The sequence below is a fragment of the Methylobacterium sp. GC_Met_3 genome, from assembly GCF_026540775.1.
Classification (GTDB): domain Bacteria; phylum Pseudomonadota; class Alphaproteobacteria; order Rhizobiales; family Beijerinckiaceae; genus Methylobacterium.
The window spans coordinates 247,934-273,449 of the sequence record NZ_JALNUL010000001.1; the positions used below are offsets into that span (position 1 = coordinate 247,934).

Below are 25,516 nucleotides of genomic sequence, written 5' to 3' on the forward strand. Positions count from 1 at the left end.
GACATCCAACCCACCCCCCTCATCCTGGGGTGCTGCAGCGCAGCGGAGGCCTCGAAGGAGACCTCCAGCGATCGCGCGGCCGGCTGGAGGGCTCCTTCGAGGCCCGCTGGCGCGGGCACCTCAGGATGAGGGCGCGGGTGGGAGAAGGAAACCCCTACTCCGCCGCCTTCTGGCGCAGCCCGATCCGCCCCCAGATCGTGGAGAGCGCCTCGACCAGCCGGGCGATGTCGGCATCCGTGTGCAGCGGCGACGGGGTGATCCGCAGGCGCTCGGTGCCGCGGGCGACCGTCGGGTAGTTGATCGGCTGCACGTAGATGCCGAACTCGTCGAGCAGGGTGTCGGAGATCCCCTTGCACAGCACGGGATCGCAGACCATCACCGGCACGATGTGGCTGTCGTTGGGCATGGTCGGGATGTCGGCGGCTTCCAGGGCCTGCCGGACCTTCGCGACACGCTCCTGATGCCGGGCGCGCTCGTCGCCGCTCGTCTTCAGGTGGCGGATCGATGCCGCCGCGCCCGCCGCCACCGCGGGGGGCAGCGAGGTGGTGAAGATGAAGCCCGAGGCGAAGCTGCGCACGAAGTCGCAGAGCTTCTCGGACGCCGTGATGTAGCCGCCATGGACCGCGAACGCCTTGCCGAGCGTGCCCTCGATCACGTCGAGCCGGTGGGCGACCCCGTCCCGCTCCGAGATGCCGCCGCCGCGGGCGCCGTAGAGGCCGACCGCGTGGACCTCGTCCAGATAGGTGAGCGCCCCGTGGGCCTCGGCCACGTCGCAGATCTCCGCGATGGGGGCGATATCGCCGTCCATCGAGTAGACCGACTCGAAGGCCACCAGCTTCGGCCGGGCCGGATCGACCAGGGCGAGCTTGCGGTTCAGATCCTCGGCGTCGTTGTGGCGGAAGATGTGGCGCTCGGCGCGGGAGAACCGGATGCCCTCGATCATCGAGGCGTGGTTCTCGGAATCGGAGAAGACCGCGCAGTTCGGCAGGCGCGACGCCAGGGTGCCCAGAGCCGCCCAGTTCGACACGTAGCCGGAGGTGAACAGCAGGGCCGCCTCCTTGCCGTGGAGATCGGCGAGTTCCTGCTCGAGGAGCACGTGGTAGTGGTTGGTGCCCGAGATGTTGCGGGTGCCGCCGGCGCCGGCGCCGCAGCGGTCGATCGCCTCGTGCATCGCCCCGGTGACGGAGGGGTGCTGGCCCATCCCGAGATAATCGTTGGAGCACCAGACCGTCACGGGCCGGGTGCCGCCGGTGTGGTGATGGGTGGCGTGCGGGAAGTTGCCGGCGTGGCGCTCGAGATCGGTGAAGACCCGGTAGCGGCCCTCGCGGTGGAGACCGGCGATCTCAGCCCCGAAGAACGTGTCGTAGTCCATGTCGCCTCTCCCCGAATTCCCGCTGCGGGTTGATCCCGCCTGTGGCACCGGATTTCGCACCAGACCAGTTCCAGATTGGTGGACGTGCGACGCCCGGCCGTGATCTCCGAGGGCGTCATTCCCTAGGTCGGAACGACGCTCCCTGTTCTTTGTCTCCGCATCATCCTGTTCCGAAAGCCGGAGGCCACCTTTCGGGACGATGCGCGGTGCTACACCCGGTCCCGCGGACGGACCGTCTCCTCCGACGCCCGCGTCGGCAGGCTCCAGCGCCACAGCTCCGCCGAGGGCAGCGGCAGCATCAGGAACCAGTGTTCCAGGGTGGCGAGCGCGGTGAGCGTCGCCAGCACGGTGAAGCCGATGAGTTCATGCTCCAGAAGGTCGGCGCCGAGTGCCGCGCGGCCGAGGAGCGCCGCCGCGATGGTCCCGAGGCTCACCGAGACCGGGAACAGCAGGTTCATCGGCTTTCGCGACAGGTAGCAGGCGAGGTAGCCGAGATGCTCCGGCAGGAACTCGGCGTGGAGGTTGCGCACGCCGAGGAACAGGTTGAGCCGCGCCGAGAGGTTCATCACCACGAGCGTGCCGTAGGTCCACAGGGCGAAGCGGTTGGGGCTGCCCCAGACCAGAGCCAGGATCGCGAGACCGCCGATCACGATGGCGAATTCGTGCCAGAGGCTGGTGGCGAGCGCTGCCAGGAACCGGTCGAACCCCCGCACGCCCGGCGCGCAGGCGACCGGCCGCGGGCCCGACAGGAAGCCCATATAGTAACTCATCTCCTGCCAGCCCCAGATCGCCAGGGCTGCCGTGAAGGCCGTGTAGGCGCCCGTCGCGCTCGTATCCGCGGCGCTGGAGCGGATCGCCACCAGGGCTGCCGCGAGCAGCAGGGTCGCCCCGGCCATGCTCCACGGATGCGTCCGCCGCGGGGCGTGATCGAGTAGCAGGATCAGCCCGGTGGAGAACCACCAGAGCAGAACCGCGTAGAGCACCGGGGCGGCGTAGGTCCCCATCCTACCAGACCGGCTGGAGGCGGATATCGGCCGGCAGGGCGTTGGCCTTGACGGGCAGGAGATACAGCCGGACGAAGGTCGCGGCCGCGCGCAGCACCTGCACGCCGTGCTGCACCTTGCCGAAGAGCCCGCCCCGGGCCTTCGCGTCGGCGATCGCCCGGGAGCAGGCGAGCAGCCGGTCGAGACCCGCCTTGAACTTCGGATTGTCGAGGTCGAGTTCCAGCGGGAAGGTCTGGCGGGAGATCTCCGAGGTGATCCGGAAGACCTTGAAGTCGTAGTCGCTCGGATCGACGCCCAGAGCCTTGTGGAAGGCCGGCCGGTGATGGTCGCGCACATACATCGTGGCGAACACGGCGAGCAGGAAGAACCGGATCCAGTAGCGGTTGATGCCGCTGGTCAGCTTCGGATTCGCCCGCATCAGGAGCGCGAAGGCCTCGCCGTGGCGGAACTCGTCGTTGCACCACAGCTCGAACCACTTGAAGATCGGGTGGATGCGCCGCTCCGGATGCCGCTCCAGCTCGCGGAAGATCGTGATGTAGCGGGCGTAGCCGATCTTCTCCGATAGATAAGTCGCGTAGAAGATGAACTTCGGCCGGAAGAACGTGTATTTCTTGGACTTGGTGAGGAAGCCCAGATCCACGCCGATGCCGAAATCCTTGAGCGTGTCGTTGATGAAGCCGGCGTGGCGGGCCTCGTCCCGGCTCATGAAGCCGAACAGCTCCTTGATGTCCTTGTTCTTGGCGCGCTTGCGCATCTCGGCGTAGAGCACGCAGCCCGAGAACTCGGCGGTGATCGACGACACCAAGAAGTCCAAGAACTCCTTCCGCAGTTCGGGCTCCATCTGCGACAGGTCGCAGTCGAACTCCTCGTTGCGAGTGAAGTGGCGCTTGTTCGGGTCGGCGCGCAATTCGGCGATGAGCACGTCCCAGTCACGCCGCACCGGCTCGACGTTCGTGCGGTCGAGCTCGACGAAATCGGTCGTATAGAACCGGGGCGACAGGAAGGTCGTCTCCTGGGCCGCCTTGGTCGATTCGTTGACCGGCGACTTCGGGATCGGCTGGCCGGTGGGGGGCGCGACGGGAGCGTTCACAGCTTCCTCCTTTCGGAGAAGCTGACCTCGTAGAGTTCGGTCAGCTCGAGATGGGCGATGAGCTTGGTCCAGACCCGCTCCAGCGGGCCGGCCCGGGTGATGGTGGCGGTGCGGCGCACGCTGAGGCGCTCGCCGTAGGGCACCGCGGTCGGCGCATCATGGACTTGGACCTCGTCGCCGGGCTCGATCTCGAAGCCGGCATCGAGAGTCACATGCGCGTGCAGGCTCTCGGGGGTCTGCTCGATCTCGACCGTGCAGGGCACGGTGACGGTGCGGCTGCCGAACAGGCCCATCACCGGGTCTCCGTGGCGGGCGAGCCCGGCGCGCCCGGCGCGGGCATCAGCCGGGCGAAGGCCCCGGCATTGGTCGGCCCGAAGGCTTCGAGCGGCACCCGGCGGCCGGTGGCCTCGTCGGCGAGCGCCAAACGGCCGTCGTCGAAGCGGGTCAGGCTGAAGGGCTTTTCCGGCCCGAGACCGTCGCGCTGCCGGGCCTGGGCGAGGCCCCGCAACGTCCCGCGCAGGAAGCCGTCCTCGCCGGGGCGGATCCAGGCGAGGATCTTCTGGTCGGCGACGTTGCGCAGGGCGATCGAGCCGTCGACCTGATCCTCGGCGTGGAATTCGACCTGCGCCACCGGCTTGGCGGGCGGCAGGGCGACGAGGCCGACCCCCTCGCTGCGACCGATCAGGACCGCCAGCATGGTGAAGCCCATCAGCGCCCCGGCGCCGATCATCAGCAGCGCCGGCGCCGGTCCCGCGGCAACCCGAACCGGTGATCGGCCGGCGTTCTCCGCCCGCTCGCCCATCGTCCCCTCCCTACTCGGCCGCGACGAGGCGGCCGGCATTTTCGTTCGCCTGACCCATACGGGCCACCCGCACCGGCGGCGCGGCGCCGTCGGCATGGGCCGCCAGCGCCTGCGCCAGCAGGGCCGCCGCCCCATCGGCATCCGGCACGGAGCGCAGCATGGGCTCAGTCCGCGACAGATGCCAGGGCCGGGCGTGCGGCCAGAGCTGAAGGTAGGCGATCCGCAGGCCCGGCCGCAACCGCAGCGGGACGTCTCCGGTGCCATCCGTGAAGGCGCGCAACGCCGCAGTGTCGATCTGGGCGAACGGCAGGTTGTGGGTCACCTGCAGGGCGATGCCGGCCTGCAGCACGACCCGGCGATTGGTGATCGTGTAGAGCGTCGTCCGGTGGGTCAGCCACGCGAGCAGCCAGAGCAGGGCCATCCCGCCCGCGCCGATCACCAGGGTCGGCAGCACCACCTTCAGCGCCCCCGTGGCTGAGCCCGCCGCCAGGCCGAAGGCCAGGCCGGAGAGTCCGAACCACGCGATCACCAAGCGGGCGTGGAACACCCGCACCAGCAGACCCGTGGTGGTGGGCGCGCCCTGCCACAGGATCCGCTCACCCGCCGGCAGCGGGCCGGGCAGTCCCCGCAGGGTGCCCTCGGGAATGAAGTCGCCGCTCATATCAGGGGCTCCGCCCGGGCCGGCGTGGCGTAGAGCGTGCCGGCGCCGAAGTAGGACATGACCCGCTCCTCCTCCAGGAAGGTGACGCTGTCGGGGTCGCGGGTCTCGGGGATGTCGGCGAACTGGCTGGCGAGCAGCGCCTCGATCTTCACCGTCTTGGTGAAGCCGCCGGCCCGGCAGAACGTCACCGGCATCAGGCGGCGGCCGCCCGTGGGCAGCTCGACCTCGTAGTAGCGCAGCAGCGACTCGCCGCGGTCGACCCAGACGTCGCAGACGACGCCCGCCACCGCGTTGTCGGTGCCGAACACGGTCATGCCGATCGGGTTCGGGCCGTCCTCGTGGACGACGAAGTTGGTCGCCACCCGCAGGGGCACGATCCGGATCTCGTTGTCCCAGGTCCGGTCGTGAACGTCGTGCCGGAGCACCCAGGAGCCGGGGCCGACGCCGGCCTGGAGCGAGGACTCGGTCCGCTCGTAGGGTGCGCCCGGCCAGGGCTCGACCTTGCGGGCCGGGATGCCGGTCTCGATGTCGCCGCTGCCATGCACCGCCTGGGGGGCGTAGGTGGTCTCGCCGCCGGGCAGGTGGAACGCCTTGGAGCGGGGGATCAGGAACGGATCGACCGACTTGCGGCGCCCGACCGCCTCGTTCTCCAGGGGGTAGCCCTCGCGCCGGTCCTCCCGGCGCAGCCAGAACACCAGGCCGGCGAAGAAGAGGAAGAACGCGTAGAGCACGACCTGGGCGACGTCGACGTAACCTGTAAGTGCGCCGGTTGGCATGGCTGACCTCCCCCGTGTCTCAGGCTGTCCGGCCGGCGAGAGTGCCGGTCATCCGATCGCGTGTCTGCGCACGCGCGTCCTCACGCACCAGCGGCCCGAGCGCGAGGAGCGCGGCGAACAGCAGGGCGATCTCGATGTGGTAGACGATGAGGTAGCCGATGGCGGGCTCGTTCATGCCCTCGCCGAGCACCCCCGACTGGGCGATGGCGCCGCCGACATCGCGCACGAGGCCGCTGGCCGCGATCGACAGGCCCGCCGCGGTCGCCTGCACGGCGCCCCAGGCGCCGAGCGCCAGTCCGGTATCCTCGGGGCCGGCCCGGTTCATCGAGGCGGTGAGCGTGCCGTGGGCGAACAGGCCGCCGCCGAGGCCGATCAGGCTGACGCCCGCGGCGAACAGATCGGCCGAGGCCAAGGGCGCCGCGAACACCACCGCCGAGAAGGCCAGGATGCCGATCCCGACGCCCACTGCCGACACCCGGAACGGGTCGCCGCCCCGGCCGAGCCAGCGGGCCGCGATCAGCAGGCCGAGGCCGCCGCCTGCGGCCAGCAGCGCGGTCAGCGCCGTGGTCGCCCCCACGGAGAGGTGCAGGATCTGGCCGCCATAGGGTTCCAGCAGGATGTCCTGCATGGAGAAGCCCGCCGTGCCGAGGCCGATCGCCACGAGGCGGCGCCGGGCGGTGCCCTCCCCCGCATAGGCCCGCCAGGAGGCGCGGAAGTCGCGCTGCGGCGCGTCCCGGTTCCGGGTGGTGTCGCGGGGCTCCTGCTTCCACAGCGCGAAGCCGTTGAGGATGATGGTGACGAGCGCCGCGCCCTGGATCACCTGGATCAGGCGCACCGCGGAGAAATGCGCCAGGAACAGCCCGAACAGCACCGCGCTCGCCATCATGCCGAACAGGAGCGCGGCGCAGAGCAGCGCCACGACCTTCGGGCGGGCATGCGCGGGGGCGAGGTCGGTGGCGAGCGCGAGGCCCACCGTCTGGGTGGTGTGGAGGCCGGCGCCGACCAGCAGGAAGGCGAGCGCCGCCGCGAGGTCGCCGACCCAGAGCGGTCCGGTCGTGTCGCCCGACAGGATCAGAAGGGCGAAGGGCATGATCGCCAGCCCGCCGAACTGCAGCAGCGTGCCGAACCAGATATAGGGGACCCGCCGCCAGCCCAGGACCGAGCGGTGCGTGTCCGACCGGAAGCCGACCAGCGCCCGCAACGGGGCGAAGACCAGCGGCAGCGCCAGCATCATGGCGACGATCCAGGCCGGGACGCCGAGCTCGACGATCATCACCCGGTTCAGGGTGCCGATCAGCAGCACCGCCGCCATGCCGACCGTGACCTGGAACAGGGCTAGGCGCAGCAGCCGGCCCAGCGGCAGCTCGACCGTGGCGGCATCCGCGAACGGCAGGATCGCCGGGCCGAGGCGCATCAGGGCCGCGGTGAGTTTTTGCGAGGCGCTGCTCATGGGCGCACCCCGGGCGCCGCGTGGCTCCCTCCCCCCTGTGCGGGGGTCGGGAGCGTACGCGTCAGCGCGATCGCGTTCGACAGGTAGAAGCCGCTGTTGATCCGGTGCGACCGCGCCCAGGCGAAGCCGTCGAGGGCGCGTTCCGAAGAAATCCGCCGCCGCAGCCCACGCTCGGTCACCGGCACGATGGCCGGCGAGCGGTCGCCCCGCGGAAAGAACTGTCCGGCCGCGTGCATCACGGTCAGCAGCGCCGTACGCGGCGCCACGGTGAACAGGATCGAGCCGTCCGTGCGCGCGCCCAAAGCCGCCAGCGCCCGGGCGATGTCGGCGGCGCGGTAATGGATCAGCGAATCCATCGCCACCACGTGGTCGAACCGGCCGAGACCGGGATCGAGCATGTCGCCGACGCGGAACTCGATGCGCCCCGCGCCGGACATTTCCGGCAGGCGCTCCTGAGCCAGCCCGATCAGCGTGGGCGAGACGTCGATGGCCACCACCTCGGCGCCGCGCCGTGCCGCCTCGACGCTCAGCGCCCCGGTGCCGCAGCCGGCATCGAGCAGGCGCAGGCCGGTCATGTCGGCGGGCAGCCAGGCGAGCAGTGTCGCCCGCATGGCGTCGCGCCCGGCCCGCACCGTGGCGCGAATCCGGCTCACCGGGGCGTCCGAGGTCAGGCGCGACCACGCATCGACCGCGGTGCGGTCGAAATAGGTGGTCAGTTCACCCCGGCGGGCATCGTAGCTGGCGCTGGCCATCAGTCGAACCCCAAACTCAATCGAAACCGAGGAACTCGAACAGGTCGCGGTCCTTCATGGGGATCGCCTCGCAGGGTTCGCCCCCGGCCCAGAGGATCTCGGCGAGCCGCATGTACTCGGCGGTCACCGCGTCGAGTTCCGGGGAGGATTCCATCTCGAACAGGGTCGACTTCTTCAGCCGCGAGCGGCGGACGATATCGAGGTCGGGGAAGTGGGCGAGCCGCTTCAGGCCGACCGCGTCGTTGAACCGGTCGATCTCGTCGGTCTTGGCCGAGCGGTTGGCGATGACACCGCCGAGCCGCACCGGATAGTTCTTCGCCTTGGCGTGGATCGCCGCCACGATCCGGTTCATCGCGAAGATCGAGTCGAAGTCGTTGGCGGTGACGATCAGCGCCCGGTCGGCGTGCTGGAGCGGCGAGGCGAAGCCGCCGCAGACCACGTCGCCCAGCACGTCGAACACCACGACGTCGGTGTCTTCCAGGAGGTGGTGCTCCTTCAGGAGCTTCACGGTCTGGCCGACCACGTAGCCGCCGCAGCCGGTGCCGGCGGGCGGGCCGCCGGCCTCGACGCACATCACGCCGTTATAGCCCTCGACCACGAAATCCTCGACGCGCAGCTCCTCCGAGTGGAAGTTCACCGCCTCGAGCGCGTCGATCACCGTGGGGGCGAGGCGCTTGGTCAGCGTGAAGGTCGAGTCGTGCTTCGGATCGCAGCCGATCTGCAGCACCCGCTTGCCGAGCTTCGAGAACGCCACCGACAGGTTCGACGAGGTGGTCGACTTGCCGATCCCGCCCTTGCCGTAGACCGCGAACACCTTGGCGGTGTCGATCTTCAGGTCCGGATCGAGTTCGACCTGAACGCTCCCCTCTTCTTTCCGGGCGATGACGGGATTGCGGATCGCGATGTTCATGCGGCCACTCCTGTGGTGACGCCTTCCAGACGGTCTTCCAGTTCCTCCTCGGCCCGGTCGAGGGCGTCGCGCATCTCTGCATCGGGGGTCCAGAAGCCGCGGCGGTGCGCCTCGATCAGCCTTTGGGCGACCTTGGCGGAGGCGGTGGGGTTCAAGGCGGCCATGCGCTCGCGCATGTCCTTGTCGAGGACGTAGGTCTCGGTGATCCGCTGGTAGATCCAGGGCTGGACCGCGTTGGCGGTGGCCGACCAGCCGACCGTGTTGGTGAGGTGCGTCTCGATCTGGCGGACGCCCTCGTAGCCGTGGCCGAGCAGGCTTTCGTACCATTTCGGGTTGAGCATCCGGGTGCGCGTCTCAAGCGCCACCTGCTCCTCCAGGGAGCGGACGCGCCCCTCCCCGCGGGTCTGGTCGCTGATGTAGATCGGCACCGACTCGCCCTTGGCCCGGGCCACCGCCCGGCCCATGCCGCCGAGCCCGTCGAAGTAATGGTCGACGGAGGTGACGCCGACCTCGACCGAGTCGAGGTTCTGGTAGGCCATGTCGACGGAGGCGAGCACCGCCTGCATCAGGGCGCGCTGCGGCGCCGGGCGGCCGTTGCGGCCATACGCGAAGCTCTTGCGGCGCGAGAAGGTCTCGCAGAGTTCCGCGTCGTCGTCCCAATTGCCCGAATCGACCAGGTGGTTGACGTTGGCCCCGTAGGCGCCCTCGGCGTTGGAGAAGACGCGGAGCGCCGCGGTCTCCAGATCGCAGCCGTGCTCGGCCTGGATCGCCAGGGCGTGCTTGCGGACGTAGTTTTTCTCGAGGGGCTCGTCGGCAGTGGCGGCCAGGAAGGACGCTTCCGCCAGGAGCTTGGTCTGAAGCGGTAGCAGGTCCCGGAAGATGCCCGAGAGGGTGACCACCGCGTCGATGCGGGGGCGGCCGAGGGTTTCCAGCGGGATCAGCTCCGCGCCGCTCAAGCGGCCGTAGCCGTCGAAGCGGGGCTTCGCGCCGATCAGCGCCAGCGCCTGAGCGATCGGGCCGCCCTCGCTCTTGAGGTTGTCGGTGCCCCACAGGACCAGGGCGACGCTCTCCGGGCAGGGTTTTCCGTCCGCCGCGAAGCGTTCGAGGATGCGGGCCACCTGCCGGGCGCCGTCGGCCACCGCGAAGGCGGAGGGCAGGCGGTAGGGGTCGAACCCGTGGATGTTGCGGCCGGTCGGCAAGATCGCGGGGTTGCGCAGCAGGTCGCCGCCCGCCACCGGCGACACGAAGCGTCCGTCCAGCGCCCGCAGCAGGGCCGGAACCTCGTGGTCGCGGGCCAGCAGCCGGTCGGTCTCAGCGAGGCTCGCGAACGCGGCCCGGGTCTCGGCATCCGCCGGCAGCCCGGAGGCCGCGATGACCGCCTCGATCCCTGCGCCGGAGACCAGCGCGGCGATCCCGGCCCGCTCCGGCACCAGGCCGTGCGAGGCCTCCGCCAAAGCAAGCAGCATGTCGATCCGCTCTTCCGCCGGCATGCCGTCGCCGACCACGTGCAGCCCGTGCGGGATCAGGGTCTGTTCCAGCTCCTGCACGGCCGACCAGAGGTCGCCGACCCGGGCGCCGAGGTCGCCGGTCCAGGCCGGCGTGGCGGCCACGAGATCGAGGGCCGCGCCCTGCTCCTGGATCAGGCCGGCCAGGGTGCCGCGCTCGGCCATCGCGGCGATGTCGAGGCCGCGCCAGCGCTCGATCGAGCTCTTGAGGTCGATCAACCCACGATAGAGCCCGGCCGCCGCGAGGCTCGGGGTCAGGTAGGACACCAGCGTCGCGGCCGAGCGGCGCTTGGCCAGCGTCCCCTCGGAGGGGTTGTTGGCGGCGTAGAGATAGACGTTGGGCAGGGCCCCGATCAGCCGCTCCGGCCAGCAGGCCTCGGACAGGCCGGTCTGCTTGCCGGGCATGAATTCGAGCGCCCCGTGCGTGCCGAAATGCAGCACCGCGTCGGCGGCAAAATCCTCGCGCAGGTAGCGGTAGAAGGCCGAGAACGCGTGGGTCGGCGCGAAGCCGCGCTCGAACAGGAGCCGCATCGGGTCGCCCTCGTAGCCGAAGGCGGGCTGGACCCCGACGAAGACGTTGCCGAACTGGGCGCCGAGCACGAACAGGTCGGCGCCGTTGGTCTGGTGGCGGCCGGGCGCCGGGCCCCACTGGGCCTCGATCTCGGCGAGGTAGGTCTCGCGGCGCAGGTGGTCCTCGGCCGGGATGCGGGCGTGGACGTTGGCCTGGGTGCCATAGCGCTTGGCATTGCCCTCCAGGATCGCCGTGCGCAGGGCATCGACGCTCTCGGGCACCTCCACGGCGTAGCCGTCGGCCGCCAGACCCTTCAGGGTGTTGAGCAGCGAGGCGTAGACCGACAGGAACGCGGCCGTGCCGGTGGCGCCGGCATTGGGCGGGAAGTTGAACAGCACCACGGCGAGCTTGCGCGCGGCCTTCGGGGTCCGGCGCAGCGACACCATGTGCGCGACCCGCTCGGCGAGGCGCGCGGCCCGCTCCGGGTGAACCCGCATGTCCCGGGCGTTGTCGCTGCCCGAGGCCGAGGAGCGGCCGCCGAACACCATCGGGGCGGTGGCGCCGTCGAGTTCGGGGATCGCGACCATCATGGTCGCCTCGACCGGCGACAGGCCGCGGTCGCCCGATTCCCACTGCTCCAGGGTCTGGAATTCCAGCGCCTGGGCGGCGAGGTAGGGCACGTCGAGCTGGGTCAGCATCGCCTCGGCGGCGGCGGCGTCGTTGTAGGCGGGGCCGCCGATCAGCGAGAAGCCGGTGAGCGAAACCAGCGCGTCGATGCCGGTACGCCCGTCCTTCATGAAGAAGGAATCCACGGCCGGGCGGTTGTCGAGGCCGCTGGCGAAGGCCGGCACCACGTCGAGGCCCTGGGCCTCCAGCGCCGCGATGACGCCGTCGTAATGGGCGGTGTTGCCGGCCAGCACGTAGCTGCGCATCACCAGCAGTCCGACGCGGCCCCTTGTGCCGGCTTGGCGCGGGAGGCGCGCCAGGTCGGCGCCGATCCGGCCCGGCAGGCGCGGATGGTAGAGGCCGGTCTCGGGATAATCGAGGGGCGCCGGCGCCGCCGGGCCCTCGCGCCACGCCGCCCGCTCGCCCGCCGCGTAGCGATGGACCAGGAAGCGCACCAGGGCGGAGACGTTCTCGTCCGAGCCGGCGAGCCAGTATTGCAGGGTCAGGAAATAGGCGCGCACGTCCTGGGCCGAGCCCGGGATGAAGCGCAGGATCTTCGGCAGCTTGCGCACCAGGGCCATCTGCCGGCCGGCATTGCCCTGCTGGCCCGGCTTGCCGCGCAGCTTCTTCAGGAAGTCGAGGGCGCTGCGCTTGTTGCCGCTCATGTCGAAGCGGCCGAGCTTCGTGGTCTTCACGACGTCGCCGGCCGAGAGGCAGCCGACCATCGCGTCGCAGGCGTCGCGCCGCGCCGCCAGTGCCGGTAGGATCGCCCGGACATGCTCGTCCATGAACAGCATGGCCGAGAGCACGATGTCGGCGCTGGCGATATCGGCCCGGCAATCGTCGAGGGCGGCGGGGTTGTTGTCCCACTCGGCCGCCGCGTGGAAGCCCAGGACCAGCCCCGGCATCTCGGTGCGGAGCCGCAGACGCGCCCGCTCGACCGCGCTCGCAAGGTGATTGTCGAGGGTGACGATCACGACGCGGATCGGCGGCCGGCGCTGAGACGCGCCTGCCTTGGCCGGGCCGGCACCGGGGCCGGCGGAGTGCGCTCTAGCGGCCATAATGCGCCTTGGCGTCGTAGAGGGTTTCAAGGGTGATGAGCGGCAATTGCCGCTCACGGGCGAATCGCTCCGTGTTGGTGCGCGCCTTGCCGCGCACGAAGAACGGGATCTTTTTCAGCTCTTTCTCGGCCTCGGGCGCCCAGGGGGCGACCGCCACCGAGACCGGATGGTCGAGATGGATCGGCGCCGGTGCAGCTTCAGGCGCAGGCGCAGGCGCAGGCGCGGCCTGGGGGGGCGGCGCGGCGACCGGCGTGCCGCCGAGATGCGAGGGGCCGACGCCGTCGTGGAATTCCGGATCCTCCCGGAACATGCCCAGCAGGTGCTCTTCCAGGCCCATCATCAGCGGGTGGACCAGGGTGTCGAACAGGACGTTGGCGCCCTCGAACCCCATCTGCGGGGCGTAGCGGGCCGGGAAGTCCTGGACGTGGATCGGCGCGGAGATCACCGCGCAGGGGATGCCGAGCCGCTTGGCGACGTGGCGCTCCATCTGCGTGCCGAGCACCAGTTCGGGCGCGGCCGCGCGGATCGCCGCTTCGACATCGAGGTAATCGTCGGTGATCAGCGCCTCGAGACCGAGTTCGGCCGCCTCGGCGCGGACCTCCCGGGCGAATTCGCGGCTGTAGGTGCCGAGCCCGACGACCTTGAAGCCGAGTTCCCGGGCGGCGATCCGGGCGAGGCCGATCGCGTGCGTGGCGTCCCCGAACACGAAGACGCGCTTACCGGTCAGGTAGGTCGAATCGACCGAGCGGCTGTACCAGGGCAGGCGCGAGCCGGGGCCATCCAGAACCGGCGCCGGATCGAGGCCGGCCAGCGCCGCCACCTCCTCGACGAACCGGCGCGTGCCGCCGACGCCGATCGGCACGACTTGCGTGAACGGCTGCCCAAAGCTCTTCTTCAGGTACTCCGCGGCGGAGCGCGCGGTCTCGGGATAGAGCACGACGTTGAAGTCGGCGTCCTTGAGCCGGCCGAGATCGGCGGGCGCGGCGCCGAGCGGCGCGACCACATTCACGTCGATCCCGAGCGAATCGAGCAGTCGGCGGATCTCGATCAGGTCGTCCCGGTGGCGGAACCCGAGCGCCGTGGGTCCCAGGATGTTGCAGAGCGGGCGCCGCCCAGGCTCGCGCGCGGCGCCCGCACCGGGAGCTCCGGCGAGCGCCCGGACCAGCCGATAGAACGTCTCCGACGCGCCCCAGTTTTCCTTCTTCTGGTAGGCCGGCAGCTCCAGGGGAATCACCGGGATCGGCAGGTTCAGCGCCTTGGCGAGCCCGCCCGGATCGTCCTGGATCAGCTCGGCGGTGCAGGAGGCGCCGACGATCATCGCCTGCGGCTGGAACCGCGCATAGGCGGCGGCCACCGAGGTCTTGAACAGCTCGGCGGTGTCGCGGCCGAGATCCTGTGCCCGGAAGGTCGTGTAGGTGACGGGCGGGCGGGCATCGCGCCGCTCGATCATGGTGAACAGCAGGTCGGCGTAGGTGTCGCCCTGCGGCGCGTGCAGCACGTAGTGCAGGCCGGTCATCGCCGTGGCGATGCGCATCGCACCGATATGGGGCGGGCCTTCGTAGGTCCAGAGGGTCAGCTGCATGGCGCTACACCTCCAGCAGGGCGCGGCGCCGGAGCGGGCGCGCGAACAATTCGGCGAGGTCGCCGGCCTGCTCGTAGCCCTGCACGGGCGTGAACAGCAGCTCGATCGACCACTTGGTCGACAGCCCCTCGGCCTCCAGCGGGTTGGCGAGGCCGAGACCACAGACCGTGAGGTCCGGCCGGGCCGCGCGGCAGCGGTCCATCTGGTCGTCGAGGCTCTGGCCTTCCGTCACCCGTGTGCCGGCGGGGAGCCACTCGATCTCGGCGGCCAGATGCCCCCGGTGCAGGTAGGGGGTCCCGACCTCCACGAGTTCCGCGCCGAGTTCCCGGGCCAGAAAGCGGGCGAGCGGCACTTCAAGCTGCGAATCGGGGAAGAAGAACACCCGCTTGCCGCCGAGTTCTCCGCGCAGCGGCGCCAGCGCGGTCTCGGCCCGGGCGCGGCCCGGCGCGGTCGCGGCCTCGAAGGTGTCGTCGGAGATTCCGAACGCCTCGGCGGCGGCCCGGAGCCACCCGGTGGTGCCCTCGGCGCCGAGCGGGAACGGCGCGGGAAGCCGGCGGGCGCCGCGCTCCTCGAGGGCGCGGGCGGTGTCGGCCAGGAACGGCTGGGCCAGCAGATAGCGGGTACCACGGCCGACCGCCGGCATCGCGCCGGCCCGGCGGGCGGGCAGGAACCGGACATCGGCGATGCCCATCGCGGCGAAGATCCGAAGGAACTGGTCCTCGACCACGTCGGCCAGGGCGCCGACCACGAGGAGCGACGGCGCGGCCGTGTCGCTCTCGCGAGGCAGATCCGGCACGAGGGCGGCGAGGCAGGCATCCTCACCCTGCGTAAACGTCGTCTCGATGCCGGAACCGGAATAGTTCAGCACCCGCACGGGGTTCAGGCGTCCCGACAGGCGCTGGGCGGCCCGGGACAGGTCGAGCTTGATCACCTCGGACGGGCAGGAGCCCACGAGGAACAGCAGCTTGATGTCCGGCCGGCGCTCGATCAGCCGGGTCACGACCCGGTCGAGTTCCTCGTTGGCGTCGGCGATGCCGGCGAGGTCGCGCTCGTCGATGATCGCGGTGGCGAATCGCGGCTCGGCGAAGATCATCACCCCGGCGGCCGACTGGATCAGGTGCGCGCAGGTGCGCGACCCGACCACGAGGAAGAACGCGTCCTGGATCTTCCGGTGCAGCCAGACGATGCCGGTGAGCCCGCAGAACACCGCGCGCTGGCCGTGCTCCTGATGCAGGTCGATGCCGCCGCAGGCGGTCGGGGGCGGGACCGGCGCGTTCACGACAGCGCCTCCGAGAGGTGCTGCGGCTGGCGGCCGGGATTGCCCTGCAGCCGGGCGGCCCGCAGCTTCAGCACGAACTGGCCGGCATTGATCACGTAGGTGGCGTAGGCGGCGAGCGCCAGAATCAGCAGCGCTTGCCCCCCGAGGGCGCCCGTGGCGAGCGCGGCGAGGTAGGCCGTGTGGAGCGCCAGCACCAGCATGCTGACCACGTCCTCCCAGAAGAAGGCCGGCGCGAACAGGAAGCGGCCGAACACGGCCTTCTCCCAGATCGAGCCGGTGATCATGATCGCGTAGAGCGCCAGGGTCTTCACCACGACCGAGATCTCGGCGGCCGCGATGGTCTCGCCGGTCGCCAGCGCGCGCAGCACCAGCACGAGGCTCGCCAGGAAGATCACGAATTGGAGGGGTGCCAGCACGCCCTGCACCAGGGTCCAGGGGGATGCGTCGCGCCGGTGCCGCTCGGCAGGCGTGTAGAGCGGTCGTGCCGGTCGGGCCTCGGGACCCATGCATCCGCTCCCCTGATCTCGGCGGTGCCTAGGGCTCCGTCGTTGTCAGAGGCTAGGGCGGGGCCCCCCAAAGTGTCAAGTGCGCTTGACGTTCGCCGAGCATGACATAGGCCGGCGACGTTTTTCTTGGTCTTAGATCATTGCCAAGTTCGTCAAGATGCGTATCGTTTGGACGCACGGCGACGCGCCGGTGACTTGGCCTATCGAGTTCCGCGCTAGACAAAGACGAAGAATAGACGGGCGAGTAACCCCGCACCCGAAGACGCGAGCGGAGCTGCCGGTTCCTCGAGCCGGGGCCGTTTCAGGGAGGGTGCCGATGGGACACTGGAGGCATTTCGGCGAGCGTTTGGAACTGGGACCGATCGCGGCCGGCTGCGGCACGGTCAGCGACGCTTCGCCGGTCTTCCGCGATAAGCCCCGCGTGCGGCCTGATTCGCCACGGTCGCGGCCGGATGCCCTCACCCGGGTGATCGAGGGCGAGATCCTCCCCCGGCTGATGCTGGCCCACCGGCCGAGCGCCGGCCGCCGCCCGCCGGCCGACCGGGCGGTGACGCCGCAGGAAATCGCCGCCTTCAGTGCCCTCCTCCTTGGTCCCGGCCCGGTGGATCTCGATGCCGAGATCGCGGTCCTGCGGGATGGCGGCCTGCCGCTGGCGCGTCTGCTCCTCGATCTGCTCGCCCCGGCGGCCCGGCATCTCGGCGCCCTGTGGGAGGAGGATGCCTGCGATTTCCTGGCCGTGACCGAGGGCCTCGGGCGGCTGCAGGCGATCAGCCGGCACCTCTGCCTGGAACTCGAGATCGAATCGGCTCCGATCGGCGGCCGCAGCGTGCTGCTCCTGCCCTGCCCCGGCGAGACTCACCGATTCGGTCTGTCGATCGTCGCGAGCTTCTTCCGGGAGGCCGGCTGGTACGTGACCACGGCGGTGCCGGCGCCCGGCCTCGATCCCCTCGCCCTTCTGGCGACCGACTGGTTCGAGGTGGTCGGCCTGTCGCTCTCCTCCGACGTGCTCCTGCCCGTCCTGGCGGCCACGGTGGCCGAGGTGCGGCGCGCCTCGCGGAACCCGGGGGTGCGCGTGCTGGTCGGGGGCCCCTATTTCACGCGCCACGGCGGTGAGGCCGGCCTCGTGGGGGCCGACGCCTGCGCGCTCGATGGGTGTTCGGCGCCTGCCGCCGCGGAAGCTTTGCTGGACAGGCAGGCATTGGCCTGTTGAAAGGGTTTTCATCCACTCCATCACATAACGGTGAACGTGACGCTTCAGCCGCACCTCATCTCCTCGGGATCACCCGCGGTGCTGGACCAGGTCGCCGGCCACCTCGACGGCGAGGCGGTCGGGCGCATCGTCGCGGCATCCTCCGATGTCTCGCTCGTGATCGACGCCGAGGGCGTGATTCGCGACGCGTCGATCGGGACTGATCTCGAGGCAGAGAATATCCCTGGCTGGCTGGGCCGGCGCTGGGTCGACACCGTGACGGTCGAGAGCCGGCCCAAGGTCGACGCCCTGCTGCGCGACGCCCGGCCCGACGGCATCACCCGCTGGCGCCAGATCAATCACCCCTCCCCCAGCGGCATCGACCTGCCGATCCGCTACGCCTCGATCCGCCCGGCCGAGGGCGGCCCGATCCTGGTGCTCGGGCGCGACATGCGGGCGGTGGCCGGCCTCCAGCGCCGCCTGATGGAGACCCAGCAGGCGCTGGAGCGGGATTACGAGCGTCTGCGCGCGGTCGAGACCCGCTACCGGCTCCTGTTCCAGATCTCCGGTGAGCCGGTGCTGGTGGTCGATGCCGGGACAAGGCGGGTCGCCGAGGCGAACCCGTCCGCCGCGCGGCTGCTCGGTCGCCCGGCCAAGCGCGTCGCCGGCCAGGACGTGGTCGAACTGTTCGATGCCAGCAGCACGAGGGCCCTGGAGGCGCAGTTCGCCGCCCTGCGGGCGACCGGGCAGGCCGGGGAGATCCGGGCCGCCCTGCCGCACGGGCGCGGCGAGGTCTCGGTCTCGGTCTCGCTGTTCCGGGGTGAGGGCGGTGCCAGTGCCCTGATGCGGCTCGTGGCCGATCCGGCAGCCGCCGAGGCCGGCTCCGGTCAGGAGGTGCCGACCCAGGCGGTGATCGAGGCGATGCCCGAGGGCTTCGTGGTCACCGACCCGAGCCGGCGGATTCTGACCGCCAATGCCGCCTTCCTGGAACTGACCCAGCTCGCCACCGAGGGGCAGGTTCGCGGACGCACCGTGGATCATTGGCTCGGCCGCGACGAGACCGAGGCGCAGGCCCTGTTCGCGACCCTGGGCGATCACGGCGTGGTGCGGCGCTTCGCGACGGTCATCCGCGGCGCCTATGGCGGCCTGGAGGATGTGGAGGTCGCGGCCGTTTCGGTGGCGGGCGCCCGCCCCTGCCTGGGCTTCGCGATCCGCCCGGCCCCGCGCCGGATCCCCGAAGGGCGATTCGGCGGTGGGCGGGAGGTGCCGCGCTCGGTGGAGCAGATGGCCGAGCTGGTCGGCCGGGTCTCGATGAAGACGCTGGTGCGCGAGACCACGGACCTGATCGAGAAGCTCTGCATCGAGGCGGCCCTGCGCATCACCCGGGACAACCGGGCTTCGGCCGCGGAGATGCTGGGCCTCAGCCGGCAGGGCCTCTACGCCAAGATGCGCCGCTACGGCGTCGGGGATCTCGACGGGCCTGTCGAGGCGGACTGATCTGGGCCGACACGTTTTCGCGATGACGCGGCACTACGCCGGATCGGGCCGGAACACGGTTCGGAGCGTCCGCGGCCGTGCTCCGAGGCTGAGTCATTGCTGCCTAAGCGGGGATGAACCGCGTTCCCGGGGCGGATTGCGTGCCTCGGGTGCACACGCGCCGGTCCAATGTCGCAGCGTGTATTATCACCCTACGGATGTATTCACCCGACAAACGCCCCGCACATTTCGCCGTCAAATGTAAATCTGGCTTGACACTTTGGCGCGCCCCGGTAGCCTCCCGTCATGAGCGCTACGCCCGCCCCGAGCGCAGTCATCGAGCTGCTGAAGCCGCTGACGTGGTTCGCACCGATGTGGGCGTTCGCCTGCGGGGTGATCTCGTCCGGCCAGCCGGCCAGCGGCCAATGGCCGGTGATCGCCGCCGGGGTGCTGCTCGCCGGGCCTTTGGTCTGCGCGACCAGCCAGGCCACGAACGACTGGTTCGACCGCCATGTCGATGCGATCAACGAACCGAACCGGCCGATTCCCTCCGGTCGGATCCCGGGCCGCTGGGGGCTCTACCTCGCAGTGGCCTGGACCGGGCTGTCGCTGGTGGTGGCCGCCGCGCTCGGGCCCTGGATCCTCGGGGCCGCTCTGTTCGGGCTGGTGCTCGCTTGGATCTACTCGGCGCCGCCCGTCCGGCTCAAGCGCAACGGCTGGTGGGGCAACGCCGCGGTGGCGCTCTGCTATGAGGGGCTGCCCTGGTTCACCGGCGCCGCCGTGATGGCCGCCGCCCTGCCGGACCGGCGGGTTCTGCTGGTGGCACTCCTCTACGCAGCCGGCGCCCACGGCATCATGACGCTCAACGATTTCAAGTCGGTCGAGGGCGACCGGCGCATGGGCCTGCTGTCGCTGCCGGTGCAGATGGGCACCGAGCGGGCCGCCCGCTTCGCCTGCCTGGTCATGGCCCTGCCGCAGGTCGCCGTCATCGCGCTGCTCGTCGGCTGGGAGCGGTACTGGCATGCCGGCCTCGTGGCGGCGCTGCTCGCCGGCCAGCTCGCCCTGATGGTCCGGTTCCTCGACAATCCCCGGGAGCGGGCGATCTGGTACAACGGCACAGGTACCACCCTCTACGTCCTCGGCATGCTGGTCGCCGCCTTCGCGCTGCGCCCGCTGGTGGGAGGGGCGTGATGGGCACTTCGGATCGGATCGCGCCTGAGGCGACCCTCGGCTGGCCCCAGATCGTCCGCCTCGGCCTCGTCCAGACCGCGCTCGGCAGTGTCGTCGTGCTGATGACCGCCACGCTCAACCGGGTGATGGTGGTGGAACTGGCCCTGCCCGCCTTCGTGCCCGGTCTGCTGGTCGCCCTGCACTACGCCGTGCAGGTACTGCGCCCGCGCTGGGGCTACGGTTCCGACCGCAGCGGCCGGCGCACCCCCTGGATCGTGGGCGGCATGGCCGCCCTCTGCCTCGGCGGGTTCGGGGCCGCCTGCGGAACCGCGCTGGCGGCCGACCACCTCGCCTTGGGGCTGGCGCTCGCCGCCCTCTCGTTCCTGTGCGTCGGGATGGGGGTCGGCGCCGCCGGAACCTCGCTCCTCGTCCTGCTGTCGGGGGGGGTCGCGCCGGCCCGGCGGGGGGCGGCCGCCACCATCGTCTGGGTGATGATGATCGTCGGCTTCGCCCTCACGGCGCCGCTGGCCGGCCATTTCCTCGATCCGTTCTCCGGCCTGCGGCTTGTCGCCGTGTCGGGCGCGGTCTCGCTCATCGCCTTCTGCGTCGCCGCCCTGGCGGTCGCCGGTGTCGAGCGCCGCCTGCCGCTTCGTGCGCCGGATCCCGCGGAGGCGCGCCGGCCGTTCTTCGCCGTGCTCGCCCAGGTGCTGGCCGATCCGGTGGCCCGGACCTTCACGATCTTCGTCTTCGTCTCGATGCTGGCCTACAGCGCCCAGGAGTTGATCTTGGAGCCCTATGCCGGGCTCGTCTTCGCCATGAGCCCCGGCGCCACCACCAAGCTCGCCGGACTCCAGCATGGCGGCGTGCTCGCCGGGATGCTGCTGGTGGCGGGGGTGACGCTCGCTGCGCGTGGCACCCCCCTCGCCTCCTTGAGGCTCTGGATCGCGCTGGGTTGCGCCGGCTCGGCCGCCGCCCTGTTCGCCCTGGCGAGCGGCGCGGCTTCGGGGGCGGATTTCCCCCTGCGCGAGACGGTGTTCGCCCTCGGCGTCGGCAACGGCGCCTACGCGGTCGCCGCGATCGGCTCGATGATGGCGCTGGCCGGCCGCGGCGACGCGCGGGAGCGCGGCACCCGGATGGGCGTCTGGGGCGCCGCGCAGGGCGTCGCTTTCGGGGCCGGCGGTTTTCTCGGTGCGGTCTCGGTCGATGCGGTGCGGCTCGTCACGGCCGAGCCGGTCCAGGCCTACGCGGCGGTGTTCGCCGCGGAAGGATTGCTGTTCCTCGTCGCTGTCGTCCTGGCGGTGCGGCTCGAATCCACTCCGGCACCGGGCGCGGTTTCGCTCGATCCTGCCTTCAGCGCGCGGTGAGGCCATGGCACAGTTGGATGATGGCGGCCATCTTTCCCCTCCCCCCTTTGCGGGGGAGGGTACCCTGCGCAGCAGGGGGGGAGAGGGGCAGCGCGACGCTGCGGGTTTCAACTCGCGGAGTGACTTTTCCGGCACCGGCGCTCCCCTCTCCCGACCCGGCCTGACGGCCGGCCCACCCTCCCCCGCAGAGGGGGGAGGGAGAAGCGGCGGTGGTGACGCGGCCTACGACGTCGTCGTGGTCGGCGGCGGCCCGGCCGGAGCCACGGCGGCGACCGATCTCGCCCGGGCCGGCCATACGGTGCTGCTCCTCGACAAGCCCGGACGGATCAAGCCCTGCGGCGGCGCGATCCCGCCCCGGCTGATCCGCGACTTCGCGATCCCCGATTCGCTGCTCGTCGCGAAGATCCGCGCCGCCCGCATGGTGGCGCCGAGCGGCAAGGCCGTCGACATGCCGGTCGGCGAGGGCTTCGTCGGCATGGTCGACCGCGAGCAGTTCGATCCCTGGCTGCGCGCCCGCGCGGAACAGGCCGGCGCCGCGTTGCGCGAGGCCGCCTACGAGAAGATCACCCGGTCGGACGATGGGTCGACCCGCGTTCATTTCAGCACCGGCGCCGGCGAGTCCCTCGCCCGCCACACCGTCCGGGCGCGGCTCGTCATCGGGGCAGACGGGGCCTGCTCGCCGGTCGGTCGGGCCGAGGTTCCGGGCCACGCCAAGATGCGGCAGGTCTTCGCCTATCACGAGATCCTCCGGGTGCCGGAGGCCGGCGCCCCCGGGGCCGCTTCCGTCGATGCCGCCCGCTGCGACGTCTACTATCAGGGCCGCCACTCGCCCGACTTCTACAGCTGGATCTTTCCGCACGGGGACAGGCTGAGCATCGGCACCGGCAGCGCCAAGAAGGGTTTTTCCCTGCGCTCCTCGATCCGGGCCCTGCGCGTGGCAACCAACCTCGATGGCGCCGAGACGATCCGCCGGGAGGGCGCGCCCCTGCCGCTCAAGCCCCTGAAGCGTTGGGACAACGGCCGTGACGTGCTGCTGGCGGGCGATGCCGCCGGCGTGGTCGCGCCCGCCTCCGGCGAGGGGATCTACTACGCCATGCTGGGCGGCCGGCTTTCGGCCGATGCCGCCGCTGCCTTCCTCAAGACCGGCGACGCCAAGGCCCTCGCGGGCGCGCGCAAGGCTTTCATGAAGCTGCACGGGCGCGTGTTCTGGATCCTCGGGATGATGCAGTGGGTCTGGTACCGCAGCGACGGCCTGCGCGAGCGCTTCGTCTCGATCTGCCGGGACAAGGATGTCCAGCAGCTCACCTGGGACAGCTACATGAACAAGGAGCTGGTCCGGGCCAAGCCCGCCGCCCATGCGCGGATCTTCTTCAAGGACCTCGCGCATCTGTTCCGCTGGGTCTCGCCATGACGGTTTTGGGACTCGACGCCGGCTGGGGGCCGGCTGCCGTCGCGGCCGTCGCCGCAATACTGGTGGCGCTCGCCGGCGGCCTCGCGACCCGGACGGATGCGTGGTACCGGCGCCTGCGGGTCCCGGCCTGGAAGCCGCCGGACTGGGCCTTCGGGCCGGTCTGGACCGTGATCTTCCTGCTCACCACCATCGCCGCCGTGATGGTCTGGAACGCCGATCCCGACCCGGTCGCCCGGGGCGTGTTGCTCGCCGCCTACGCGGTGAACGGGCTGCTCAACATCGCCTGGAGCGTGCTGTTCTTCCGGTTCCGCCGGCCGGACTGGGCGCTCGCCGAGGTCGCGGCCCTGTGGCTGTCCATCGCCGTTCTGGTTCTGGTCACCGGCCGGATCTCGGTCGCGGCTGGGCTCATGAACCTGCCGTATCTCGCCTGGGTCAGCGTCGCCGCCTGCCTGAACCTGCGGATCGTGCGCCTCAACGCACCCTTCGGCCACGCTGCGTAATGGAGGTGTTGCTGGCCTCTTGGTTCGCGTCTGGCCGGATCATCGACGGCATCCTGCTGCTCGTCGGGGCCGAGGCGCTCCTCCTCGTGTGGCTCAGCCGCCGGGGTGGGCCGCCGCTGCCGTCGTTGCTGGCCAATCTCGCCTCCGGGGCCGCCCTGATGCTGGCCCTGCGGTCGGCCCTGGTGGGAGCCGGCTGGATCGTGGTCGCCGGGTGGATGCTCGCCGGGCTTTTGGCTCACCTCGCCGATCTCGGCCTGCGCTTCCGGGCGCCCACGGCACAACGCCGCAGTCCGGGTCACACGCCGGCCTAGGCCGGAACAACGCAGCAAACGGCCGCGTTCACGCGCGTCACCTGCTTGTAAGAACTCTAAAGTCCGCCCGGGAGAGGATGCCATGAAGCGCACGAATGCCCTCTCCCCCGGCTGGGCTTCCGCCCCGATCCTGGCGGGCCTGATTCTCGCGACGCCCGCTCTGGCGCAGGACGGGTCGTCCGACCCGGTCGAGCGCGGCAAGTACCTCGTCACCATGGGCGATTGCGCCGCCTGCCACACGGCGCCTGGCGGCAAGTATCTCGCCGGCAATTACGCGCTGAACATGCCCTTCGGCGTGCTCATGACGCCGAACCTGACCCCCGACAAGGATACCGGGCTCGGCAACTGGAGCTACGACGACTTCGAGAAGGCCTTCCGGCACGGCTACAGCAAGAATGTCGGCTACCTCTACCCGGCCTTCCCGTTCGGCTGGTTCACCAAGGTCACCGACGACGACACCAAGGCGATCTGGGCCTATCTGCAATCGGTCCCGGCGGTGAACGAGAAGCGCCAGGACAGCCAGATCCCGTTCCCGTTCAACGTCCGCACCGCTCTGGTGACGTGGCGGACGGCCTTCTTCACCGAGGAGCGCTTCAAGCCCGATCCGAATGCCAGCGCCGAGGTCAACCGCGGCGGCTATCTCGTCGAGGGGCTCGGCCACTGCGCGATGTGCCACAACGAGAACAAGCTCGTCGGCAATTCGAGCTTTGCGGGCCGGTTCGGCGGCGGCGTGATCGACGGCTGGTACGCTCCCAACATCACGCCGGACGGCCACCAGGGCATCGGCGCCTGGACCGACGAGCAGGTGGTGACCTACCTCAAGACCGGTACCGCCCCGGGCGACCGGCCGGGCGTCGCCGCCGGCCCGATGCGCCAGACCATCATGGAATCCCTCTCCAAGGTGAAGGAGGAGGATCTGAAGGCCATGGTGGCTTATCTGCGCACCGTGCCCGCCAAGCAGACCTACAAGCCCAAGGACCTCGCGGCGTTCGACACGGCCGGGGCGCCGGGCGCTTCGACCTATCTGACCTACTGCTCCTCCTGCCACCAGCCCGACGGCAAGGGCCTTCAGGGCGCGGTGCCGGCGCTGGCCGGCAACACCTCGGTGATGTCGGACGGCCCCGAGACGGTGCTGCGGGTGATCTATGGCGGCCTCGCCGCCCAGAGCGGCCTCGCCCCGATGGTGGCGATCGGCCAGCAGATGACCGATGTCGAAGTGCGGAACGTCACCGACTACATCCGCAATTCCTGGGGCAACAAGGCCCCGGTCGTGACCGGCGAGAAGGCCTCCGAGGCGCGCGCCGCCACCCGGACCATGCTGTCCGGCACGGCGCCCTGCGCGGAGATCGAGCAGGATCAGCTGAAGTCCGCCTTCGACCAGATCGGTGTGCAGAACACCCTCAAGGGCCTGAAGCAGCAGGACTTCGTGCCGACGCTGGTCCGACTGGTGCCACAGATCAAGGGTGCGGCGGCGGGGGCCAACGACGATGACGTGGTCAACGCCCTGACGACGGCGTTCTGCAAGGTCGGGCGCGACGATCCGCAGTACGCCAACCCGAGCTGGCCGGCGGTGATCGGCACCTTCGCCAACGTCGCCTACAGCCAGGTGAAGAACCCGGAGAAGCAGGCTGTGAACGTGCCGGCCGCCACCACGCCGCCGACCAGCAAGCCGTGAGGCCGAATTCGGCGCCGGTCAGGTCTGTGTGACCTGGCCGATGCTGGCCACGGGCCTAACCGCGACCGGCAGGCTCTGCGTCATGACCAGGGCGAGTCGGACCGCGTCCCGGACGGCTTCGTGCTTCAGCATCGAGACCGGTGGGGCGCTGGGGCCGTCGGCGTTCATCAGGCTCGGCAACCCGCTCTCGCACATCCATCCCAGAAGGTTTTCGATCCGAGCCTCGACGGTCAGGTCCGCATCGACCTCGGCGTCGAGGAGACCACGGCGCTCGAGCTCGCCGTTGACCTATCCGCGAGCCGCAGGAAATGCTGGCCGATATCCTCCAGGGTCGTCGCCAACTGGAACGGGAGATACGGCGAGCCACAGAGCTCATCGACCATGCCGCTGTAGATCGGAAGTGCCGCCTCTCGATAGGTGCGAAGGAACAGCACGGTATGCGCGGGAGATGAGGGCATCGGTTCTGCCTTTTGCGTGCGGGGAATCGGTTATT

The 25,516-nt window shown here is 70.6% G+C and carries 24 protein-coding genes; 8 read left to right on the forward strand and 16 right to left on the reverse strand.

Annotation, left to right across the window (positions count from 1 at the left end):
• Positions 1-154: 154 nt before the first annotated feature.
• The 14 genes from hemA to bchF form a co-directional block, all read right to left on the reverse strand.
• Positions 155-1,372 carry a 5-aminolevulinate synthase gene (gene hemA, locus OXS27_RS01210; protein ID WP_267353688.1) on the reverse strand — a complete coding sequence of 406 codons (1,218 nt, stop codon included), beginning with the start codon at positions 1,370-1,372 and terminating at the stop codon, positions 155-157.
• Between the two features lie 209 nt (positions 1,373-1,581).
• Positions 1,582-2,376, reverse strand: a complete 795-nt coding sequence (gene puhE, locus OXS27_RS01215; RefSeq protein ID WP_243925902.1) for a putative photosynthetic complex assembly protein PuhE — start codon at positions 2,374-2,376, stop codon at positions 1,582-1,584.
• 1 nt (position 2,377) lies between these two features.
• Entirely contained in the window at positions 2,378-3,466 is a 1,089-nt protein-coding gene (acsF, locus tag OXS27_RS01220; protein ID WP_243925901.1) for a magnesium-protoporphyrin IX monomethyl ester (oxidative) cyclase, read from the reverse strand.
• Entirely contained in the window at positions 3,463-3,759 is a 297-nt protein-coding gene (locus tag OXS27_RS01225; RefSeq protein WP_243925899.1) for a hypothetical protein, read from the reverse strand. The genes acsF and OXS27_RS01225 overlap by 4 nt, the downstream gene beginning before the upstream one ends.
• Complete coding sequence (gene puhC / locus OXS27_RS01230) at positions 3,759-4,268, reverse strand: photosynthetic complex assembly protein PuhC (protein WP_243925897.1); 510 nt, start codon at positions 4,266-4,268, stop codon at positions 3,759-3,761. Before puhC ends, OXS27_RS01225 begins: the two co-directional genes overlap by 1 nt.
• Positions 4,269-4,278: 10 nt before the next feature.
• Positions 4,279-4,929, reverse strand: coding sequence for a photosynthetic complex putative assembly protein PuhB (gene puhB, locus OXS27_RS01235; protein WP_267353693.1), 651 nt, complete (start codon positions 4,927-4,929; stop codon positions 4,279-4,281).
• The gene (puhA, locus tag OXS27_RS01240; protein WP_267353695.1) at positions 4,926-5,705 is read right to left on the reverse strand and encodes a photosynthetic reaction center subunit H; all 780 of its coding nucleotides are present in this window, start codon (positions 5,703-5,705) and stop codon (positions 4,926-4,928) included. Before puhA ends, puhB begins: the two co-directional genes overlap by 4 nt.
• Before the next feature lie 19 nt (positions 5,706-5,724).
• Positions 5,725-7,155: a BCD family MFS transporter gene (locus OXS27_RS01245; RefSeq protein ID WP_243925892.1), complete on the reverse strand. Its 1,431-nt coding sequence runs from the start codon at positions 7,153-7,155 to the stop codon at positions 5,725-5,727.
• Complete coding sequence (gene bchM, locus OXS27_RS01250) at positions 7,152-7,907, reverse strand: magnesium protoporphyrin IX methyltransferase (RefSeq protein WP_267353697.1); 756 nt, start codon at positions 7,905-7,907, stop codon at positions 7,152-7,154. The genes OXS27_RS01245 and bchM overlap by 4 nt, the downstream gene beginning before the upstream one ends.
• A gap of 16 nt (positions 7,908-7,923) precedes the next feature.
• A complete protein-coding gene (gene bchL / locus OXS27_RS01255; RefSeq protein ID WP_243925888.1) occupies positions 7,924-8,817 on the reverse strand; it encodes a ferredoxin:protochlorophyllide reductase (ATP-dependent) iron-sulfur ATP-binding protein in 894 nt (297 codons plus the stop codon).
• On the reverse strand, positions 8,814-12,560 hold the full coding sequence (locus OXS27_RS01260; RefSeq protein WP_267353700.1) for a magnesium chelatase subunit H: 3,747 nt from the start codon (positions 12,558-12,560) through the stop codon (positions 8,814-8,816). Before OXS27_RS01260 ends, bchL begins: the two co-directional genes overlap by 4 nt.
• Positions 12,550-14,142, reverse strand: coding sequence for a ferredoxin:protochlorophyllide reductase (ATP-dependent) subunit B (bchB, locus tag OXS27_RS01265; RefSeq protein ID WP_267353702.1), 1,593 nt, complete (start codon positions 14,140-14,142; stop codon positions 12,550-12,552). Before bchB ends, OXS27_RS01260 begins: the two co-directional genes overlap by 11 nt.
• A gap of 4 nt (positions 14,143-14,146) precedes the next feature.
• Positions 14,147-15,421, reverse strand: a complete 1,275-nt coding sequence (locus tag OXS27_RS01270) for a ferredoxin:protochlorophyllide reductase (ATP-dependent) subunit N (RefSeq protein ID WP_267353704.1) — start codon at positions 15,419-15,421, stop codon at positions 14,147-14,149.
• Positions 15,418-15,927, reverse strand: a complete 510-nt coding sequence (gene bchF, locus OXS27_RS01275; RefSeq protein WP_267353706.1) for a 2-vinyl bacteriochlorophyllide hydratase — start codon at positions 15,925-15,927, stop codon at positions 15,418-15,420. Before bchF ends, OXS27_RS01270 begins: the two co-directional genes overlap by 4 nt.
• A 316-nt stretch (positions 15,928-16,243) precedes the next feature.
• On the opposite strand from bchF, the gene OXS27_RS01280 reads away from it, so the two are divergent.
• The 8 genes from OXS27_RS01280 to OXS27_RS01315 all read left to right on the forward strand — a co-directional run bounded on the left by OXS27_RS01280 (position 16,244) and on the right by OXS27_RS01315 (position 25,023).
• Positions 16,244-17,137 carry a cobalamin B12-binding domain-containing protein gene (locus OXS27_RS01280; protein ID WP_267353708.1) on the forward strand — a complete coding sequence of 298 codons (894 nt, stop codon included), beginning with the start codon at positions 16,244-16,246 and terminating at the stop codon, positions 17,135-17,137.
• A 78-nt stretch (positions 17,138-17,215) separates the two neighbouring features.
• A complete protein-coding gene (gene ppsR, locus OXS27_RS01285; RefSeq protein ID WP_267353710.1) occupies positions 17,216-18,613 on the forward strand; it encodes a transcriptional regulator PpsR in 1,398 nt (465 codons plus the stop codon).
• A 285-nt stretch (positions 18,614-18,898) separates the two neighbouring features.
• Positions 18,899-19,783, forward strand: coding sequence for a chlorophyll synthase ChlG (chlG, locus tag OXS27_RS01290; protein WP_243925876.1), 885 nt, complete (start codon positions 18,899-18,901; stop codon positions 19,781-19,783).
• The gene (locus tag OXS27_RS01295; RefSeq protein ID WP_267353711.1) at positions 19,783-21,126 is read left to right on the forward strand and encodes a BCD family MFS transporter; all 1,344 of its coding nucleotides are present in this window, start codon (positions 19,783-19,785) and stop codon (positions 21,124-21,126) included. The genes chlG and OXS27_RS01295 overlap by 1 nt, the downstream gene beginning before the upstream one ends.
• A 4-nt stretch (positions 21,127-21,130) precedes the next feature.
• Complete coding sequence (locus OXS27_RS01300; protein WP_267353713.1) at positions 21,131-22,537, forward strand: geranylgeranyl diphosphate reductase; 1,407 nt, start codon at positions 21,131-21,133, stop codon at positions 22,535-22,537.
• A complete protein-coding gene (locus tag OXS27_RS01305) occupies positions 22,534-23,037 on the forward strand; it encodes a TspO/MBR family protein (protein WP_267353715.1) in 504 nt (167 codons plus the stop codon). The genes OXS27_RS01300 and OXS27_RS01305 overlap by 4 nt, the downstream gene beginning before the upstream one ends.
• An 8-nt stretch (positions 23,038-23,045) precedes the next feature.
• Positions 23,046-23,348 (forward strand): hypothetical protein, encoded by a 303-nt coding sequence (locus OXS27_RS01310; RefSeq protein WP_267353717.1) that lies wholly within the window; start codon positions 23,046-23,048, stop codon positions 23,346-23,348.
• Positions 23,349-23,430: 82 nt separating this feature from the next.
• Positions 23,431-25,023, forward strand: a complete 1,593-nt coding sequence (locus OXS27_RS01315) for a c-type cytochrome (protein WP_243925867.1) — start codon at positions 23,431-23,433, stop codon at positions 25,021-25,023.
• A gap of 18 nt (positions 25,024-25,041) precedes the next feature.
• Here OXS27_RS01315 and OXS27_RS01320 read toward each other — a convergent pair whose 3' ends face one another.
• Together OXS27_RS01320 and OXS27_RS01325 are read right to left on the reverse strand one after the other, a co-directional pair.
• Positions 25,042-25,191 (reverse strand): hypothetical protein, encoded by a 150-nt coding sequence (locus tag OXS27_RS01320; RefSeq protein ID WP_267353719.1) that lies wholly within the window; start codon positions 25,189-25,191, stop codon positions 25,042-25,044.
• A gap of 62 nt (positions 25,192-25,253) precedes the next feature.
• A complete protein-coding gene (locus OXS27_RS01325) occupies positions 25,254-25,481 on the reverse strand; it encodes a hypothetical protein (protein WP_267353721.1) in 228 nt (75 codons plus the stop codon).
• Positions 25,482-25,516 lie beyond the last annotated feature (35 nt).

Coding starts and splice junctions, on each gene's coding strand:
- hemA (WP_267353688.1), bottom strand. CDS start 1,372: ATGGACTACGACACGTTCTTCGGGGCTGAGATCGCCGGTCTCCACCGC.
- puhE (WP_243925902.1), bottom strand. CDS start 2,376: ATGGGGACCTACGCCGCCCCGGTGCTCTACGCGGTTCTGCTCTGGTGG.
- OXS27_RS01225 (WP_243925899.1), bottom strand. CDS start 3,759: ATGGGCCTGTTCGGCAGCCGCACCGTCACCGTGCCCTGCACGGTCGAG.
- puhC (WP_243925897.1), bottom strand. CDS start 4,268: ATGGGCGAGCGGGCGGAGAACGCCGGCCGATCACCGGTTCGGGTTGCC.
- puhB (WP_267353693.1), bottom strand. CDS start 4,929: ATGAGCGGCGACTTCATTCCCGAGGGCACCCTGCGGGGACTGCCCGGC.
- puhA (WP_267353695.1), bottom strand. CDS start 5,705: ATGCCAACCGGCGCACTTACAGGTTACGTCGACGTCGCCCAGGTCGTG.
- OXS27_RS01245 (WP_243925892.1), bottom strand. CDS start 7,155: ATGAGCAGCGCCTCGCAAAAACTCACCGCGGCCCTGATGCGCCTCGGC.
- bchM (WP_267353697.1), bottom strand. CDS start 7,907: ATGGCCAGCGCCAGCTACGATGCCCGCCGGGGTGAACTGACCACCTAT.
- bchL (WP_243925888.1), bottom strand. CDS start 8,817: ATGAACATCGCGATCCGCAATCCCGTCATCGCCCGGAAAGAAGAGGGG.
- OXS27_RS01260 (WP_267353700.1), bottom strand. CDS start 12,560: ATGGCCGCTAGAGCGCACTCCGCCGGCCCCGGTGCCGGCCCGGCCAAG.
- bchB (WP_267353702.1), bottom strand. CDS start 14,142: ATGCAGCTGACCCTCTGGACCTACGAAGGCCCGCCCCATATCGGTGCG.
- bchF (WP_267353706.1), bottom strand. CDS start 15,927: ATGGGTCCCGAGGCCCGACCGGCACGACCGCTCTACACGCCTGCCGAG.
- OXS27_RS01280 (WP_267353708.1), top strand. CDS start 16,244: ATGGGACACTGGAGGCATTTCGGCGAGCGTTTGGAACTGGGACCGATC.
- chlG (WP_243925876.1), top strand. CDS start 18,899: ATGAGCGCTACGCCCGCCCCGAGCGCAGTCATCGAGCTGCTGAAGCCG.
- OXS27_RS01295 (WP_267353711.1), top strand. CDS start 19,783: ATGGGCACTTCGGATCGGATCGCGCCTGAGGCGACCCTCGGCTGGCCC.
- OXS27_RS01300 (WP_267353713.1), top strand. CDS start 21,131: ATGGCACAGTTGGATGATGGCGGCCATCTTTCCCCTCCCCCCTTTGCG.
- OXS27_RS01305 (WP_267353715.1), top strand. CDS start 22,534: ATGACGGTTTTGGGACTCGACGCCGGCTGGGGGCCGGCTGCCGTCGCG.
- OXS27_RS01315 (WP_243925867.1), top strand. CDS start 23,431: ATGAAGCGCACGAATGCCCTCTCCCCCGGCTGGGCTTCCGCCCCGATC.
- OXS27_RS01320 (WP_267353719.1), bottom strand. CDS start 25,191: ATGAACGCCGACGGCCCCAGCGCCCCACCGGTCTCGATGCTGAAGCAC.
- OXS27_RS01325 (WP_267353721.1), bottom strand. CDS start 25,481: ATGCCCTCATCTCCCGCGCATACCGTGCTGTTCCTTCGCACCTATCGA.